Origin of the sequence: Vogesella aquatica, assembly GCF_028548455.1 — a bacterium.
Classification (GTDB): Bacteria; Pseudomonadota; Gammaproteobacteria; order Burkholderiales; family Chromobacteriaceae; genus Vogesella; species Vogesella aquatica.
On the sequence record NZ_JAQQLF010000006.1, the window covers coordinates 25,092 to 41,055 of the forward strand.

A 15,964-nucleotide genomic window follows, 5' to 3' on the forward strand; every position below is an offset into this window, starting at 1 on the left:
GTTGCAGGGTGTGATAGAACGCTTGGATCTCTGCACATGTTCCGGCTACTTCTCGACATGATTACCTCCCGAATACGCAAACCGCTGGTGTGGGTCAGCGTGCTGCTGCTGCTGGTGCTGCTGTTCAGCCTGATGACGTACCGCATTTCCTTCCGCGCCGGTACCGAAGCACTGCGCGAAAGCGGCAACCGCCAGCTGGAGCTGCACGCGCGCGGGGTAGAAAGCGAGATCGAGCGCTATATCTGGCTGCCGCGGCTATTGGGCCTGCACACGGCAACCCGCCAGCTGCTGCAGCAGGACAACCCCGGCATCCGCACCGAAGTCGATAATTTTTCCACGCTGCGGCGCGAGGTCAACGAGTACCTGGACGGCATGAGTACGCGCAGCGGCACACTGGCCTTGTTTGTGCTGGACGGCAGCGGGCGGGTGCTGGCTGCCAGCAATTGGCGGCGCAACGATAGCTCGGTAGGCGAAGACATGTCGCAGCGGCCGTATTTTGTCGAGGCCATGGCGGGGGGGCAGGGCCAGTTTTATGGCCTGGACAGCCTGTCCGGCGAGCCGGGCTACTATCTGTCCAGCCCCTTGCGCATCGGCGACCGCATTATCGGCGTGGCCGTGGCCAAGGTAAGGCTCAGCCAGCTGGAGCAGGGCTGGCGCAAGGCCAATTCCAATGCCCTGGTGACCGACGAAAACGGCGTGGTGATCCTGTCGACTAACCCGGACTGGTACCTGCGTGCGCTGCACCCCATCAGCGCCGAGCGGCGCGAGCAGCTGGCGCGCAGCCTGCAATACCACTGGTCGCCGCTACCCATCCTGAGCCTGGCCGAGCGCGTGACGCTATCGCCTGGTGTAGAGCAGTGGGGGGTGGGCGATGCGGCCAACCCGCTGCGTGTGCATCGCTACCTGGTGCAGTCGCGCACGCTCAACGATACCCGCTGGCAGCTCACCATGCTCAGCCCGCTGAATGACGTACGCAGCGAAGCGCTGACGCATGCCTTGCTGTCGGCCGCCATCGTGGCGTTTCTCACCCTGCTGATCATTGCCATGAACGAGCGACGCAAGGCACTGGCCACCAAGCTGGCCGCGCGCGAGGCGCTGGAAGAAGCCAACAGCGAGCTGGAGCGTCGGATTACCGAACGCACCGCCGACCTGAAGGCCAGCAATGACCGGCTGCGGGCCGAAATCCGTGAACGCGAGCTGGCCGAACAAAGCCTGCGCAAGACGCAAAACGAGCTGATCCAGGCCGGCAAGCTGGCGGTTATCGGCCAGATGTCCACCAGCATTGCGCACGAGCTGAACCAGCCGCTGGCGGCGCTGCGCACCCTGTCGGGCAATACCGTCAAGTTTTTGCAGCGCGGCGCGCACGATGTGGCGGCGGCCAACCTGCAAACCATAGGCGAGCTGGTAGAGCGCATGGGCAAGATCACCGCCTCGCTGCGCTCCTTCGCCCGCCGCTCCGAACACGCGGGCGGGCGCGCCAGGTTGGCCGCAGGCGTGGATGCCGCACTGTTTCTGCTGCACCCGCGCCTGAGCCGCGAGCCGGTAACGGTGATCAACCAGCTGCAGGACGTGGAGCTGGCGATTGACCAGACGCGGCTGGAACAGATTCTGGTGAACCTGCTGGCGAACGCCATGGACGCGTTGCAAGGCCGTTCCGAGCCCACCATCATCCTGAGTGGCCGCCAGCAAGGCAGCAGCTATGCGCTGGCGGTCAGTGATAACGGCTGCGGCTTGCCGCAGCACGTGATGCAGCATTTGTTCGAACCGTTTTTTACCACCAAGCCCGCAGACCGTGGCCTGGGCCTGGGCCTGACACTGTCGGCCAGCCTGGCGGCGGCGGCCGATGGCGCGCTCAAGGCCGGCGCGTCGGCCAGCGGCGGTGCCGAATTCACCCTTACCTTGCCCCTGTATGCAGGGGAGGATGTTCACCATGCATGATGACCTGACCGTATTGTTTGTCGAGGACGACCCGCACGTATTGCTGGGCTGTCAGCAGGCGCTGCTGCTGGAAGATATTCCGGTAGTTGGCTGCGCCGGTGCCGAGCTGGCGCTGCAGAAAATCGAGGCCGGCATGGTGCCCGGCATTGTCATCAGCGATATCCGCCTGCCCGGCATGGACGGGCTCACGCTGATGGACCGCCTGCTGCAGGCCGACCGCCAGCTGCCGGTGGTGCTGATTACCGGCCACGGCGACGTGGCCATGGCGGTGCAGGCCATGAAAGACGGCGCTTACGATTTTGTCGAAAAGCCGTTTTCGCCGGAAAAGCTGGTGGATGTCGCCCGCCGCGCGCTGGCACAGCGGCGCCTCACGCTGGAGGTGGCCAGCCTGCGCCGCCAGCTGGATGGCCGCCAGTCGCTGGAGCAGCGCATCATCGGCCGCTCCGACGGCATACGCCGCCTGCGCGAGCTGCTGCTGAACGTGGCGGATACCTCGGCCAACGTGCTGATCAATGGCGAAACCGGTACCGGTAAAGAGCTGGTGGCCAGCTGCCTGCACGACTTCAGCCGCCGTAAAGACCACCAGTACGTGGCCATCAACTGTGGTGGCCTGCCGGAAAACCTGTTCGAGAGCGAAATCTTCGGCCACGAGGCCAACGCCTTTACCGGCGCCGGCAAGCGCCGTATCGGCAAGATAGAGCACGCCAACAAGGGCACGCTGTTTCTGGACGAAGTCGAGTCCATGCCGATCAACCTGCAGATCAAACTGCTGCGCGTGTTGCAAGAACACAAACTGGAGCGCCTGGGCAGCAACCAGTCGGTGCCGGTGGATTGCCGCCTGATTGCCGCCACCAAGGACGACCTGGACGAGCTGTCGCAGCAGGGCAAGTTCCGCTCCGATTTTTACTACCGCCTGAATGTGGTCACGCTGGAGCTGCCACCGCTGCGCGAACGGCGCGAGGATATCCCGCTGCTGTTCGACTGCTTCTTGCAGCAGGCGGCCTTGCGCTTTGACCGCGAGCCCAGCGGGCTGGACCGCAAAACCCAGAGCCAGCTGATGGCGCACGACTGGCCAGGCAATGTGCGCGAGCTGCGTAACGTGGCCGAGCGCTTTGCCCTGGGCCTGCCGGTATTCAAGGGCAGCGGTGGTGAAAGCGTGAACCATAGCCTGTCCGACGCCGTGGAAGCCTACGAGAAGAGCCTGATCGTCGAGGCGCTGCGCCGCCATGGCGGCAATATGACCCAGGCCAGCACGGCGCTGGGTACCCCCAAGACCACGCTGTTCGACAAGGTAAAAAAATACGGGCTGCAAAGCAGCTAGCCAGGCTGCTGCGGGCAGCGACGCCGTATCGGGCCCGAGCCGTATTGTGCTGTAAACAGACTTTTTCTCAATCCCGGCCCGCGTATCTTGCGCGGGCTTTTGCATACCAGCCTAAGCGGCATGGTGCTGTTGTCATTGCCCAATTTGGGTGGCCGTCCTGCTTCGATAAAATCCCCCTGCGTCACAATCGCAGATTCACAACGGCGGTACTGGCGGGTAGATGACGGTTTCGCAGCACATTTTACGTACCCTGCTGGCAGTGTTGCTGCCAGTGGCGCTGGGCCTTGGCTGGCTGCTGCATAGTGGCTGGCAGGCGCAGCAGGCTGGGGTGCAGCAGCAGCTGGATGCGCTGGCCTTGCAGCAGCAGCGGCTGTTGCAGGGTCAGCTTGGCCAGGGCCAGCGGGTAGCTGCCGCGCTGGCTGCCACCGGCTGGGCGCAAGCGCTGGACGCCCGCCGCTGCCCGCCCGGTGATATGCAGCAGTATCTGCTGGGTGCGTATGGCTTCAGCAATGCCGTCACGCTGATGGCTGGCGGCCAGGTAGTGTGCTCGGCGCTGCCGGTGGATGCGGCGGCACGGTTGCGGGTAAGCCAGCTGCCCGAGCTGCCCGGCTTGTTGGCACTGCGCCGTCCCGCCGTCAGTGAGCCCATGCAGGCGCCGATTTCACGGCGCCGCGTGGTGGTAGTGTCGCACCCGCTGCTAGGTAGCAACGGGCAGCTGCGCGGCCAGGTGATTTTGCCGCTGGATTTGCAAGACCTGGCCCTGCCAGCCTTGCAGGCCGGCTTGCCGGAAGGTTTGGCCTGGCGGGTTTACAGCACGGCCGGCGCGGTGCTGCAGCAGCACGGCGGTAGCCAGGCGGGCGATAGCCTGACGGTGCAGCGCCAACTGGACAATGCACCGTGGCGCGTGGAGGTAGCCGTCCCCTATGCGGCCTTGCGCACCCAGCTGTTGCGTCAGGGCCTGCCGTTGATGCTGGGCATGTTGGCCGCCATCCTGCTGGCGGTGGCAGTAGGCTGGCTATTTGCCCGCTATCTGTTACGCAGCATCCGCCAGTTATCCGCTTTTGTACTACGTGTGGGGCAGGGTGAGGCTAGTCTGCGTATCCAGCCGCTAGGCCCGCAAGAGCTGGTGCTGCTGGGGCAGGAAATCAACCGCATGCTGGATGCCGCAGACTATTCCGAATCGCGCTACCGTTTGCTGTTTGCCGCTTCCACCGATGGCGTACTGGTGGTGAATGCGCAGATGCAGATACTGGCGGTGAACGAGCAAGGCGCCAGCATGTTTGGCTATAGCGTGGATGAGCTGACTGGCCAGAATGTGGACGTGCTGATTCCGCAGGCGGTACAGGCGGCGCACCGCCACGTGGCTGGTGGCTATGCGGCCAACCCTGTAGGCCGCAGCATGGGCCACCGCCCGACCTTGCGCGGGGTGCGGCAGGATGGCAGCGAGGTGCTGGTGCAGATTACCCTGAGCCCGTTGCCGGCTGGGGGGGTAGCTGCCATCGTGCGCGATGTCAGCGAGCGGCACCAGATGCAGGCGCGCATGCAGTGGCTGGCGCAGTATGACTCACTGACCAATCTGCCAAACCGCGTGCTGCTGGCCGACCGCCTGGAGCAGGCCTTGCGCCGTGCGCAGTTCAGCCAGCAGCCGCTGGCACTGGTGCTGGTGGGGCTGGACCATTTCAAGCTGATCAACGAAACCTGGGGCCACAGCAGTGGCGACCGCGTGCTGTCACAATTTGGCCACCGCCTGCTCGATAGCCTGGGCGAGGGCTGGACGGTAGCCCGTGTGGGCGGAGACGAATTTGCCATTGTGGTAGAAGATGCCGCCGAGCCGCACCAGCTGCCCGGCGTGCTGGAAAAGCTGCGCCAGGCGCTGTTGGCCCCGCTGGAAGGCGCTGGCAGCAGCCGTCTGGTGGTAGGCGGTTCCATGGGTGTAGCGCTGTTTCCGGACGATGCGGAAGACGCCGGCGAGTTGCTGAAGGCCGCCGACATGGCGCTGGAGCAGGCCAAGCTGCGCCAGCGCGGCGGCGTGCGCTTTTACAGCGAGCAGCATGTGCCGCGCTATCGCCAGGAGCTGGAGCTGGAAGCCCGGCTGCGCGAGGCCATTGCCGCCGATACGCTGCTGCCGTACTTCCAGCCCATTGTGAATGCCGATAGCGGGCAGATTGTCTGTGTCGAGGCGCTGGTACGTTGGCCGCAGGCCAACGGTATGGTGTCGCCGGCGGCATTTTTGCCGGTGGCGGAGGCCGCCGGTCTGCTGCCCGGGCTGGAGCGGCTGGTACGGCGCAAGGCACTGGCCACCGTGCGCGCCTGGCACGACGAGGGTTTGCTAGTGCAGTTGTCGCTGAACGTTTCGGCGGCCGAGTTCGACAGCCCGCACTTTGTGGGCGAGCTAGCCATGCTGGTGCGCGAAGCCAGGCTGCAGCCATCCATGCTGGTGCTGGAAATTACCGAAGGCGCAGTGCTGGGTAACCAGGACGCGGCGCAGGCGCGCATGCAGCAGCTGCAGGCCAGTGGCTACCGTATTGCCATCGATGACTTTGGTACCGGCTACTCCAGCCTGTCGTACCTGCACAGCTACCCGTTTGACCGGCTCAAACTGGACCGCTCCTTTGTGGCGCGGCTCACCCATGACGAGCGCGCGCGCAAGGTGACGGCAGCCATTATTGCCATGGCGCACGAGCTGTCACTGGTGGTGATTGCCGAGGGGGTGGAAGAGGCCGCCCAGCTGGCCATGCTTCAGGCAATGGGGTGCAACCAGGTGCAGGGTTTTCACCTGCATCGTCCGCTATCGGCACAGGCGCTGGGCGAGCTTATGCGCCACCTTCGCGTGCAGCAGCCTGTAATGCCTTGAGCTTTTCTGCGGTGCGTACAATCAGGTCAGCCTGGCCCAGCAAGAGCTGGTGGTAGCTGGCCTGTTTTTCATGGCTTACCAGCAAGCCGCCGTTGGGCAGCCGGGTAACCCAGCCGGCCTCGACCAGCTGCAATACCTTGCGGCGCACTGTTTCGCGCGGGTAGCCGGTGGCCTCGGCCAGCGAATGGATATTGGAAAACGCGTAGTCTTCGGCCGCCAAGCCATGGCGCGCTTGCGCTACCGGGTGACGGCTGCTGATTTCGCTCAACAAATAAGCTTTGACCAGGTCACCATCAAATAACGCTACCTGGCTGCGCGCCTGTTCGGTTTGCAGGTGGTTGACCAGCGCGGCCAGGCAGGCTGCATGGTTGGTATCGGCCTCGGGCTGGCGGAATTGTTGCAGGCAGTGGGCCGGGATGTGCTCCTGCCGCAGGCAGGCAGGGTAGCTGCAGATGCTGGCTATTGGCCAGGGGGTCTTGTTCATAGTGGCCACATTTGGCACGCCTGGGGGCGTGGCAATCAAAGGTGCCGGTATCGTAGCGGTAGTAATCGGCGCCGACTTTAACCTTGATCAGACAAGCATGGTGTGCCGTGCAACAGGCAAAAAAAGACCAGCCGGGTCCAGCGGCTGGTCGCAAAATCCTGGCAGATCCAGGGAGAGAAAACGTCAGGGCTTAGTTGGCCGGCTTTTTCACCAGGCCCAGTGCCACCGCAGTCAGTACCGTGCCGGCTACCAGCGCCACCAGGTACATGCCCAGGTTGGTTACCGCGTTAGGGATAGGCAGCACGAACACGCCACCGTGCGGCACGCGCAGCTCGCAGCCGGCAGCCATGGAGATGGCACCGGCCAGCGCCGAGCCGGCCACCAGCGCCGGGATCACGCGCAGCGGGTCTTTGGCGGCAAACGGGATGGCGCCTTCGGTAATGAAGGAAATACCCAGCACGCCGGCAGCTTTGGCGCCTTCGCGCTCGTCGGCGCTGAAGCGGTTCTTGAACAGCAGCGCGGCCAGTGCAATGCCCAGCGGCGGGGTCATGCCGGCGGCCATTACCGCGGCCATCGGGGCGTACACCTGGCTGGCCAGCAGGCCGGTGGCGAAGGTGTAGGCGGCTTTGTTGATCGGGCCGCCCATGTCGAAGGCCATCATGCCGCCCAGGATCATGCCCAGTGCCAGCGCACTGGAGCCTTGCAGGCCTTTGAGCCAGTCGGTGACCACGCCCAGTGCCGCGGCTACCGGCTGCCCCAGCACGTAGTACATCAGCAGGCCGACGATGGTGGTGCCCAGCAGCGGCAGGATCAGCACCGGCTTCAGGCCGTCAAAGTTGCGGCCCAGCTGGATTTTCTCGTTCAGGTATTTCACCGTGTAACCGGCAATGAAGCCCGCCACGATGCCACCCAGAAAGCCGGAGCCGATGGCGCCGGCAATCATGCCGCCGGCCATGCCGGGCGCAATGCCGGGGCGGTCGGCGATGGAGTAGGCGATGTAGCCGGCCAGCACCGGCACCATCAGCGCAAACGAGGCCTTGGCGCCGATATTGAACAGCGTCCAGCCCAGCGTGCCCTTGAAGGCGTCTTCGTACACATAAATGCCGCCCAGCGCAAAGCCCAGCGCAATCAGCAGGCCACCAGTCACCACGAATGGCAGCATGAAGGACACGCCGGTCATCAGGTGTTTGTAGGCCGCGCTGCGTTCGCTGTTCTTGCTGTCAGGGTTGGCCGCAGCCTGTGGCTGGGCATCGCTACCGGCTGCCTGGTGCGGGCGGGCTTCCGCCTGTGCGCGCTTGACCAGTGCGATGCCGTCGTTGATGGCGGCCTTGGTGCCGCTGCTGTACAGGCGTTTGCCGGCGAAACGGTCCAGGTTCACCTGGGTGTCGGCGGCGATGATCACCAGGTCGGCGGCGGCGATGTCGGCCGCGCCCAGGGTATTTTGCGAGCCGACCGAGCCCTGGGTTTCTACCTTGATGTCGTGGCCCAGGTTGGCCGCAGCCTGGCTCAGACCCTCGGCGGCCATAAAGGTATGGGCAATGCCGGTGGGGCAGGAGGTAATGGCCACGATGCGCAGTTTGCTGCCGCTAGCCGTGGCGGGAGTCGAGCCCAGTGCGGTGGCAATCACCCCGGCGGCGTTGGCCAGCACGGCGTCCAGCTTGGCCGCATGGCTGGCGCGTCCGTGCAGGCGGCCGGTATCGGCATCGCCTTCGGCAATCACGATAACCGCGTCGGCAGCGGCCAGCTGGGCTTCGTCCAGGCGGCCCTGCACGCTTTGTGCGTGGCGGATTTCGATAGCGATCTGGTGGCCGGCTTGCTGCGCGGCCTTGCGTAGCGCCTCGGCTGCCAGCTGCCCCTGCGCCAGCCGCTGCGGGCAGGCAATGATGGCCAGTACGTTTGACATGGTGAATCTCCTCTGTGTGCCGCTGTGCGGGCTTTTCTGGTCGTGCATCCGGTGCCGCTGCGCGGCGCGGTTGTTATGGGGTCAGGGGCGTTACCTGAATACGCGCCCGCAGGCGCGCAACTTCGCCGGTATCCGGCAGGTGCGGGCCGATGTGCGCCAGCTTGGCGGCGGCAAAGGCCATACCCAGGCGCAGCACTTCCGGCCACACCGGCGTCTGGCCCGGGGCGGTGGCGTGCAGCGCGGCCACCAGCCCGGCCACCAGCGCGTCACCGGCGCCAACGGTGCTTTTCAGCTTGTCCAGCTGCAGCGGTTCGGCCAGCCAGCAACCCTGATCGCAGCACAGCAGCGCGCCGGCGCTGCCCAGCGACACCACTACCACGGCGATGCCGCGTTGTTGCAGCTGGCGGGCGGCGGCCGCGATGGCGGTCAGGTCGGGCAGGGCGCGGCCCAGGTATTGCTCCAGCTCGTGCTGGTTGGGTTTGATCAGCCATGGCAGCGCGTCCGGCGCCAGTGCCTGTTGCAGCGCCGGGCCGCTGGTGTCCAGCACCACGCGCGCACCCAGCTGGCGCAGTTGGCGGGCGTACTGCGCCCAGCAGCCATCGTCTACGCCGGCGGGCAGGCTGCCGGCCAGTACCGCCAGGCTGTTTTGTTCGATGTGCTCATCCAGCAGCAGCTGCAGTTTGGCCAGCGCGCCGGTGCTGGGCTGGATGCCCGGCAGGTTGATGTCGGTGGTGTCCAGCGTGCTGGCGTCTACCAGCTTGATATTGGTGCGCGTGCTGCCGCCCACGCGGATAAAGGCATCGCGGATGCCCTTGTCGGCAAACAGGTCTTCGAACGGCGTGGTGTTGTCGCGGCCCAGCAGGCCGCTGGCTACCACCGGCACGCCCCAGTCGGCCAGGCAGCTGGCCACGTTCACGCCTTTGCCACCGGCATTGACGTGTACCTCGCTGGCCAGGTTGACCGCACCGGTACGCAGCAGCGGCACGGTGACGGTCTGGTCCAGCGCCGGGTTCAGCGTCAGAGTGATCACGGGCTGGCTCATGCCTGGGCTCCTTGCAGCGCACGCACTTCGGTGGCGCTGTCGCAATCCAGCGCAGCCTGGGCCAGCGTTTGCAGGGCGGCCAGGTCGGCGGCGCGGATGCTGGCTTTGGCAGCCGGGATGTCACGCGGGCTCATCGACAGCTCGGACACGCCCAGGCCGGTAAGGATGGCGGCGCCCAGCGGGTCGCCGGCCATGCCGCCGCACACGCCCACCCAGCGGCCGTGCGCGCGGGCACCGGCCACGGTTTGCGCGATCAGGCGCAGCACCGCCGGGTGCAGGCTGTCGGCTTCGGCGGCCAGCTCCGGGTGCTGGCGGTCGATGGCCAGCACGTACTGGGTGAGGTCGTTGGTGCCGACCGAGAAGAAGTCCACGTGTTCGGCCAGGCGGTCGGCCATGGTGGCGGCGGCCGGCACTTCCACCATGATGCCCAGCGGCACCACCGGCGCGTTCAGCTCGGCGCGTACCTGCTCGCACTGGGCGCGCAGCAGTTTCACTTCGGCCAGCGTGCTCACCATCGGGAACATGATGGACAGCGGGCCGTGTGCCGCCGCGCGGTACAGCGCGCGCAGCTGCGGCAGCATCAGGTCCGGGCGGCGCAGCAGCAGGCGCACGCCGCGCACGCCGAGGAAGGGGTTTTCTTCGTGCGGCAGGTTCAGGTAGGGCACCTGTTTGTCGCCGCCGATATCCAGCGTGCGGATCACCAGCGGGCGGCCGTCCAGCGCGGCCAACATGGCGCGGTAGGTCTGGTATTGCTCTTCCTCGTCCGGTGCGCTGTCGCGCTCCAGGAACAGGAACTCGGTACGCATCAGGCCCACGCCTTCGGCACCGGCTTGCAGCGCGGCGGCCACTTGTTCCGGGCGGTTGACGTTGGCCGCTACTTCTACCTGCTGGCCGTCGCGGGTGCGCGCCGGTTGCTGCGCTTCGCGGGTGGCCTGCAGCAGCTTGTCGCGCTGGGCCTGTTGCCACTGGCGGGCGCTGGCCAGGTCGTCATCGCCGGCATTCAGGTACACGGTGCCGCTGTCGCCGTCCACGATCAGTGTGGTGCCGTCCTGGATGTCCATCACCGCGCTGCCGGCGGCCACCACGGCGGGCAGGTCCAGCGTGCGGGCCAGGATGGCGGTATGCGAGGTGGGGCCGCCCTGGGCGGTAATCAGCGCCAGCGTCTGCTTGGGGTTCAGCGTGGCGGTGTCGGATGGCGCCAGGTCGGCGGCGATCAGCACTTCGTTGTCGCGCTGCGCGCCTTTGCCGGCATCCAGTGCCAGATCCGGTGCCAGTTTGGCCAGTACGCGGCGGCCGGCGTCGCGCAGGTCGGCGGCGCGGGCGGCCAGCAGCGGGTTGCCCAGCGCGGCCAGGCGGTCGGCCATGCGTTGTACCGCTTCGTGCCAGGCCCAGGCCACGCCGTGGCCTTCTACCATCAGCTGGCAGGTCAGGGTGATCAGGTCGGTATCGGACAGCAGCTCGGCTTGTGCCAGGAAGATGCCGCCTTCGGTTTTGCCCAGGCGACGGGTAGTGTCGTCGGCCAGCCCCTGCAGCTCGCTGCGGGTGGCGGAAAGGGCGGTTTCCAGCAGGTCACCGTCGTAGCCCAGGGTGCCAGGTACGTCGGGTACCTCGATGTGCTGGGCTTTCAGTACGCGCGCCTGGCCGATTACCAGGCCGGGGCTGGCACTGATGCCGCGTAGCGCCAGCAATTTGCTGACCGGCTGCCACTGCTGGCGGCTGGCCTTGGCGGCGGCTTTGGCCGCGGCCTGGGCATCGGCCACTTCTTGCGTGGTGAGCTGGTTGGCAACGGCCAGCATGGCTTGCAGTGCGGCCTGGGCGTCCGGGCCATCGGTAGACAGCTGCAGCGTGTGGCCGTTTTCGGCGCCCAGTTGCAGCAGGCTGATCATGTTCTTGGCGTCGGCCACCTCATTGCCGTTGCGTACCTGTACGGTGGCGGCAAAGCGGCGCGCTTGCTCGCTCCAGGCGCGTGCCGGGCGGGCGTGCAGGCCGTTGGGGTAGTTCAGCTGCCAGCTGGCGCTGTGGGCCAGGTCGGTGGCGGGTGCGGCGGGGGCGGCCGGCGCGGTGGCGCTGTCGTCCAGCGCCGCGATCAGGTCTTGCGGGTTGCCGGTGCTAAACAGCTGTGCCAGGCGGCTTTCGTCTTGCAGCAGGCGGGTAAGGCGGCGTAGCAGGGCGATGTGTTCGTCGGACTGGGCGGCAATGGCAATCACCAGGTGCACGCGCTGGCCCGGGTTCCATTCCACGCCATCCGGCACTTGCAGGATGGCAATGCCGGTTTCGCGGATCAGGTGGCGGTCTTCGATCATGCCGTGCGGAATGGCAACGCCGTGGCCGAGGAAGGTATTGGCAACGGTTTCGCGGCGCAGCAGGCTGTCGATATAGGCCGGGTCGATACGGCCAGATTTGGCCAGAAGTTGGCCTGCAGCCTTGATTGCACTGGTTTTTTCCTGCGCCTGGGCGCCAAGTTGAACCAGCTCTGCGCGGATGATCTGAGTGGACATGGGGTGCTGTCTCCGGATTATTTGTGTGTTGCTGTGTGTTGCAATTGAAATCGATCCCAATTTTTGTGTCAATATTTGTGTCAGCTTTGGTGGTACCATTTCACCACAACGTTGCGCCAGCCCAAGGTTGGCCGCATGAAATCGATTCCGGAGCATGCAAGTGGCAAAGATCAAGGATGTGGCAGAAGCGGCGGGGGTGTCTGCGTCCACCGTTTCGCGGGTACTGTGTAACGGCCCGGTTAGCGACAAGGTGCGCAAGCGCGTGGAAGAAGCCATGCGGCAGCTGGATTACCGCCCCAACCTGGCGGCGCGCCGCCTGCGCTCGCAACACACCGACACCATCGGCCTGATTGTGTCGGACATCCGCAACCCGTTCTTTACCGCGGTCAGCCGCGCGGTAGAAGACGAGGCCTACCGTAACGGCATGCGGGTGATCCTGTGCAATACCGACGAAAACCCGGACAAAGAAGCGATGTACCTGCGCCTGATGCAGGAAGAACGCGTCACCGGTGTGATCTTTGCCCCCACGCGGCAGACCGTGGCCAACCTGGACCCGGCGGCGCTGGGCTTTCCGGTGGTGATGATCGACCGTGCCAGCCGCGATGTGACCACCGATGCCGTGGTGCTGGACAACCGCCGCGCGGCGGCTGCGCTGGTAGAGCATTTGCTGGCGCAGGGTTATCGCGACATCGCCGGCGTATTCGGCAATACCAGCAGCACTGGCATGGAGCGCCACGCCGGCTTTGCCGAGGCCATGCAGCAGGCCGGCCTGCCGGCACCGGCGCAGTTCGTGGCGCCCAGCGTGGAGGCTGCCGAGCAGGCTGTGCTGGCCATGTTGGCCGCAGAACAGCGGCCGCGGGCACTGGTGGTGAGTAATGGTGTGCTGATGCTGGGCGCGGTGCGGGCGCTGAAATCGGCCGGCCTGCACTGGCCGCAGGATGTGGCGCTGGCCGGTTTTGACAACGATGTGTGGACCGAGCTGCTGGGCGATGGCCTGACCGTGATCGAACAGCCGGTAGGCGACATCGGCCGCGCGGCCATGGCCATGCTGCTGGAGCGGCTGGATGACGCCGGGCGCAGCCCGCGTATCGTGGTGCTGCAAGGCAAGCTGCTGGCGCGCGGCAGCAGCGCACCGGCGGCCTGACGCCTTGCCTTAAAAAAACAACACCTCGCACTGTATCGGCAGGCGGGGTGTTTTGCCGTGCAGGCAGCGGCCTGCGGCCAACCTTGTTTACACGTGGTACAGGCTGGCTTCTTGCCGCATCTGCTGGGCAATCTGCTGGAGCGAATCAACCTGGCTGGCGGCGACTGCGGCAGCGCTGCTGTTGGTTTCGGCGTTTTGGGCGACGTGCTCCACTTGCTGGGCAATGCTGCTGGTGGCGGCGCTTTGCTGCTGGATAGCCGCGCTGATCTCCGCTACCAGCAAGGCACTGTGGCGGACGCCATCCCTGAGCTCGGCCATATTGGCGCGGGCATCCTGCACCCCTTGCTGGCCCTGGCCCACTTGTGCCACCGCTTCGTTCATATTGCCCGCCACGCTGTCACTGACTTGCTGGATGGCCAGAATGATCTGGCTGATTTCCTGGGTGGAGGCCGCTGTGCGCTCTGCCAGCTTGCGCACTTCATCGGCTACGACGGCAAAGCCCCTGCCGCTTTCGCCTGCGCGGGCCGCTTCAATAGCGGCATTTAGCGCCAGCAGGTTGGTTTGGTCGGCTACATCGCGGATGACGCTGACTACCGATTCAATGCGCTTGCTGCGCTCGGCCAGCACGGTCATTTGTGTCGAGGTGGTGCTGACGGTGGTGGCAATGGTGCTCATGTCGCTGACCACCTTTTCTATGGCGCGTTCGCCGGCATTGGCTTTGATTTCGCCACTGGCCGACAAGAGCTGGGCTTCGCTTGCGCGGTCTGCCACGTGGGCCAGGCTCACGGTCATTTCCTCCACCGCAGCGGCCATGTGGGCCGAGGCGTGGCTTTGCTGCCCCGAGCTGCTGGCAACCGATTGCGATACCTGTTGTACCAGCTGCGAAGACGTGGATACCTGCTCGATGCCGGTCTGCATGCGCTGCAGGCTTTGCTGCAGGCGCACGACCAGCCCGTCAAAAGCCTGGGCGGTCTGGCTGATTTCGTCCTGGCCGTGGCACTGTGCGCGCCGGGTAAAGTCCAGGTGAAGGCTGATGTCGCCAATGGCCGACTGCAGCTGCTGCAAACCGCGGCGGATGGCGCGAGTCAGCATGGCACCGCCAGTGCCCAGGAGCAGTGCGACTGTAATCACGATCATCAGGAACTGCATGCGTGAGTCCTGCGTGGCTTGCGCATTGGCGTCATCGGTCTGTTTGCTGAGCTGATTGTTATAGGCAATGTGCTCATTCCAGGCCTTCATCAGGTCTTCGCCATTGCCGTGGCTCGCAAGGGCTACCGCATTTTGCTGCTCGCCGTTGCGGGACAAGGCCAGCATGGGTGCCAGCTCTTGTTTGTAGCGATTAAAGATTTCCTGGCTGCGAGCCAGCAGTGCTTTGTCCTGCGCATCGCTAATGTCACTGGCTGCATATTGCGCAAAGTTCTTGTCTATTTCTGCAAAGATGGTTTTTATTTCCGACTCATATTGCAGTTTCTTTGCCATGTCCGGCTCAGCCATATGCTTCCAGAATAAAACACGGACCCGCCATATCTCTGCCTGGGAGTCATTTAGCAAGTGTATGCTGGGGAGTATATTGTCGGTGAAATTATCAAAGCGCATTTCTGCCTGGTTCAGTTTCCATATGCCTAAGCCACCTACCAATGCCAGGGCAAGGCAACTGCTGATAATCAGTGCAATGATTTTTGAGACAATTTTCATACTTTTCCTTCCAGCAAGGCCGTCTGTTTCGCGACCACAGCATATTTCAATGCCTGCTTTATAACCTGATTTAAGCCATCAGTATAATGTGGGATTTCCCTAGTCTTGGGTGATGGATAGTGAATGGGCGGCTATTTTCATTTCTGTAATGAAATGTATTTTTAATCACGGCCAGTAGTGATGATGTTTTTTATTTGCAGGTAGTTGGGCCGTGCACTGCATTGCAGATTGGCCTGGGTGGTTGGTATTGCGAGATGTTTCTATCCAGGTCGGCCCACGCGGCATGCCAGGCTGTTATGGCATATATCAGGGAGGGCAGGTAACGGCTGTGCAGGCGACAGGTCGAGTGCGCACAGCCGAGTCTAGCAGCTTGGGCAGCCTGTGCGGTTGGCGGGTAGGGGGTGGGCATGACGAGTGTCATGCCCTTGAGCAATCAGTCTGCGGTGTGGTGGCGCGCAACCAGCTGGCGGAAGGCGGGCAGGAAGTCATCCTGCACATAGGGCTTCAGCAGTGCCAATACCTGGCGTACGCCGCGATGGCTGGACGCCTCGTTGATGGGGGCTTTCGGGCGCGCGGTTTGCTCGAAGGCGAACCAGAACTTCACCACCAGCCAGATATTCACCGATACCGGCTCGATGTCTTCCAGATCCATCTTGAGCAGGCCCAGGCGGATGAACTCGCGGAAGTGGCCTTCCAGAATGGTTTGCAGCTCGCCATTCACAAACTGGTGATAGTCGGCCTGCAGCTGCGGGTTGCGTGCCATCAGGCCGGGCAGGTCGTAGAACATGAAGCGGAACTGCCACATGGCTTCGAAGGCGGTTTCCAGGTAGTTCACCAGGTCGGCCACGTCCATCTGGCGGTCTGACGGCACGGCCAGGCGTTCGCTGATAAAGCGCCGGTAGCTCAGGAAAATCTGGTGCACGATCTCTTCCTTGTTGCGGAAGTGATAGTACAGGTTGCCCGGGCTGATCCCCAGATGCGCCGCGATATGGTTGGTGGTGATATTACGTTCACCGTGTTCGTTGAACAGCTTCAGGCTGTCCTGCACGATGCGGTCGTAGGTTTTGATCCGGGTCTTGGGCATG

10 protein-coding genes are annotated in these 15,964 nt (G+C 64.4%); 4 read left to right on the forward strand and 6 right to left on the reverse strand.

Annotated elements, in window-relative coordinates; genetic code table 11:
• Nucleotides 1-36: 36 nt before the first annotated feature.
• The 3 genes from PQU95_RS05340 to PQU95_RS05350 all read left to right on the forward strand — a co-directional run bounded on the left by PQU95_RS05340 (nucleotide 37) and on the right by PQU95_RS05350 (nucleotide 6,113).
• A complete protein-coding gene (locus tag PQU95_RS05340; protein ID WP_272751033.1) occupies nucleotides 37-1,938 on the forward strand; it encodes a sensor histidine kinase in 1,902 nt (633 codons plus the stop codon).
• Complete coding sequence (aauR, locus tag PQU95_RS05345; protein ID WP_272751034.1) at nucleotides 1,931-3,259, forward strand: two-component response regulator AauR; 1,329 nt, start codon at nucleotides 1,931-1,933, stop codon at nucleotides 3,257-3,259. The genes PQU95_RS05340 and aauR overlap by 8 nt, the downstream gene beginning before the upstream one ends.
• 220 nt (nucleotides 3,260-3,479) lie before the next feature.
• Nucleotides 3,480-6,113 carry a bifunctional diguanylate cyclase/phosphodiesterase gene (locus PQU95_RS05350; protein WP_272751035.1) on the forward strand — a complete coding sequence of 878 codons (2,634 nt, stop codon included), beginning with the start codon at nucleotides 3,480-3,482 and terminating at the stop codon, nucleotides 6,111-6,113.
• Here PQU95_RS05350 and PQU95_RS05355 read toward each other — a convergent pair.
• The 4 genes from PQU95_RS05355 to ptsP form a co-directional block, all read right to left on the reverse strand.
• Nucleotides 6,073-6,597, reverse strand: a complete 525-nt coding sequence (locus tag PQU95_RS05355; protein ID WP_272751036.1) for an IclR family transcriptional regulator — start codon at nucleotides 6,595-6,597, stop codon at nucleotides 6,073-6,075. The genes PQU95_RS05350 and PQU95_RS05355 overlap by 41 nt on opposite strands.
• Before the next feature lie 190 nt (nucleotides 6,598-6,787).
• The gene (locus PQU95_RS05360; protein ID WP_272751037.1) at nucleotides 6,788-8,500 is read right to left on the reverse strand and encodes a PTS fructose transporter subunit IIC; all 1,713 of its coding nucleotides are present in this window, start codon (nucleotides 8,498-8,500) and stop codon (nucleotides 6,788-6,790) included.
• Between the two features lie 73 nt (nucleotides 8,501-8,573).
• A complete protein-coding gene (gene pfkB / locus PQU95_RS05365) occupies nucleotides 8,574-9,542 on the reverse strand; it encodes a 1-phosphofructokinase (RefSeq protein WP_272751038.1) in 969 nt (322 codons plus the stop codon).
• Complete coding sequence (gene ptsP / locus PQU95_RS05370) at nucleotides 9,539-12,040, reverse strand: phosphoenolpyruvate--protein phosphotransferase (protein WP_272751039.1); 2,502 nt, start codon at nucleotides 12,038-12,040, stop codon at nucleotides 9,539-9,541. The genes pfkB and ptsP overlap by 4 nt, the downstream gene beginning before the upstream one ends.
• Nucleotides 12,041-12,200: 160 nt before the next feature.
• Between ptsP and PQU95_RS05375 the strand changes: the two genes are divergently transcribed.
• Nucleotides 12,201-13,184, forward strand: a complete 984-nt coding sequence (locus tag PQU95_RS05375) for a LacI family DNA-binding transcriptional regulator (RefSeq protein WP_272751040.1) — start codon at nucleotides 12,201-12,203, stop codon at nucleotides 13,182-13,184.
• 87 nt (nucleotides 13,185-13,271) lie between these two features.
• On the opposite strand, the gene PQU95_RS05380 is transcribed toward PQU95_RS05375, so the two are convergent.
• On the reverse strand, nucleotides 13,272-14,879 hold the full coding sequence (locus PQU95_RS05380) for a methyl-accepting chemotaxis protein (protein WP_272751041.1): 1,608 nt from the start codon (nucleotides 14,877-14,879) through the stop codon (nucleotides 13,272-13,274).
• Between the two features lie 433 nt (nucleotides 14,880-15,312).
• Nucleotides 15,313-15,963, reverse strand: a complete 651-nt coding sequence (locus PQU95_RS05385; RefSeq protein ID WP_017509395.1) for a TetR/AcrR family transcriptional regulator — start codon at nucleotides 15,961-15,963, stop codon at nucleotides 15,313-15,315.
• Between the last annotated feature and the right edge of the window lies 1 nt (nucleotide 15,964).

Bases quoted from the DNA above. Each gene is read 5' to 3' on its own strand.
- PQU95_RS05340 (WP_272751033.1), top strand. From the start codon at position 37: ATGTTCCGGCTACTTCTCGACATGATTACCTCCCGAATACGCAAACCG.
- aauR (WP_272751034.1), top strand. From the start codon at position 1,931: ATGCATGATGACCTGACCGTATTGTTTGTCGAGGACGACCCGCACGTA.
- PQU95_RS05350 (WP_272751035.1), top strand. From the start codon at position 3,480: ATGACGGTTTCGCAGCACATTTTACGTACCCTGCTGGCAGTGTTGCTG.
- PQU95_RS05355 (WP_272751036.1), bottom strand. From the start codon at position 6,597: ATGAACAAGACCCCCTGGCCAATAGCCAGCATCTGCAGCTACCCTGCC.
- PQU95_RS05360 (WP_272751037.1), bottom strand. From the start codon at position 8,500: ATGTCAAACGTACTGGCCATCATTGCCTGCCCGCAGCGGCTGGCGCAG.
- pfkB (WP_272751038.1), bottom strand. From the start codon at position 9,542: ATGAGCCAGCCCGTGATCACTCTGACGCTGAACCCGGCGCTGGACCAG.
- ptsP (WP_272751039.1), bottom strand. From the start codon at position 12,040: ATGTCCACTCAGATCATCCGCGCAGAGCTGGTTCAACTTGGCGCCCAG.
- PQU95_RS05380 (WP_272751041.1), bottom strand. From the start codon at position 14,879: ATGAAAATTGTCTCAAAAATCATTGCACTGATTATCAGCAGTTGCCTT.
- PQU95_RS05385 (WP_017509395.1), bottom strand. From the start codon at position 15,963: ATGCCCAAGACCCGGATCAAAACCTACGACCGCATCGTGCAGGACAGC.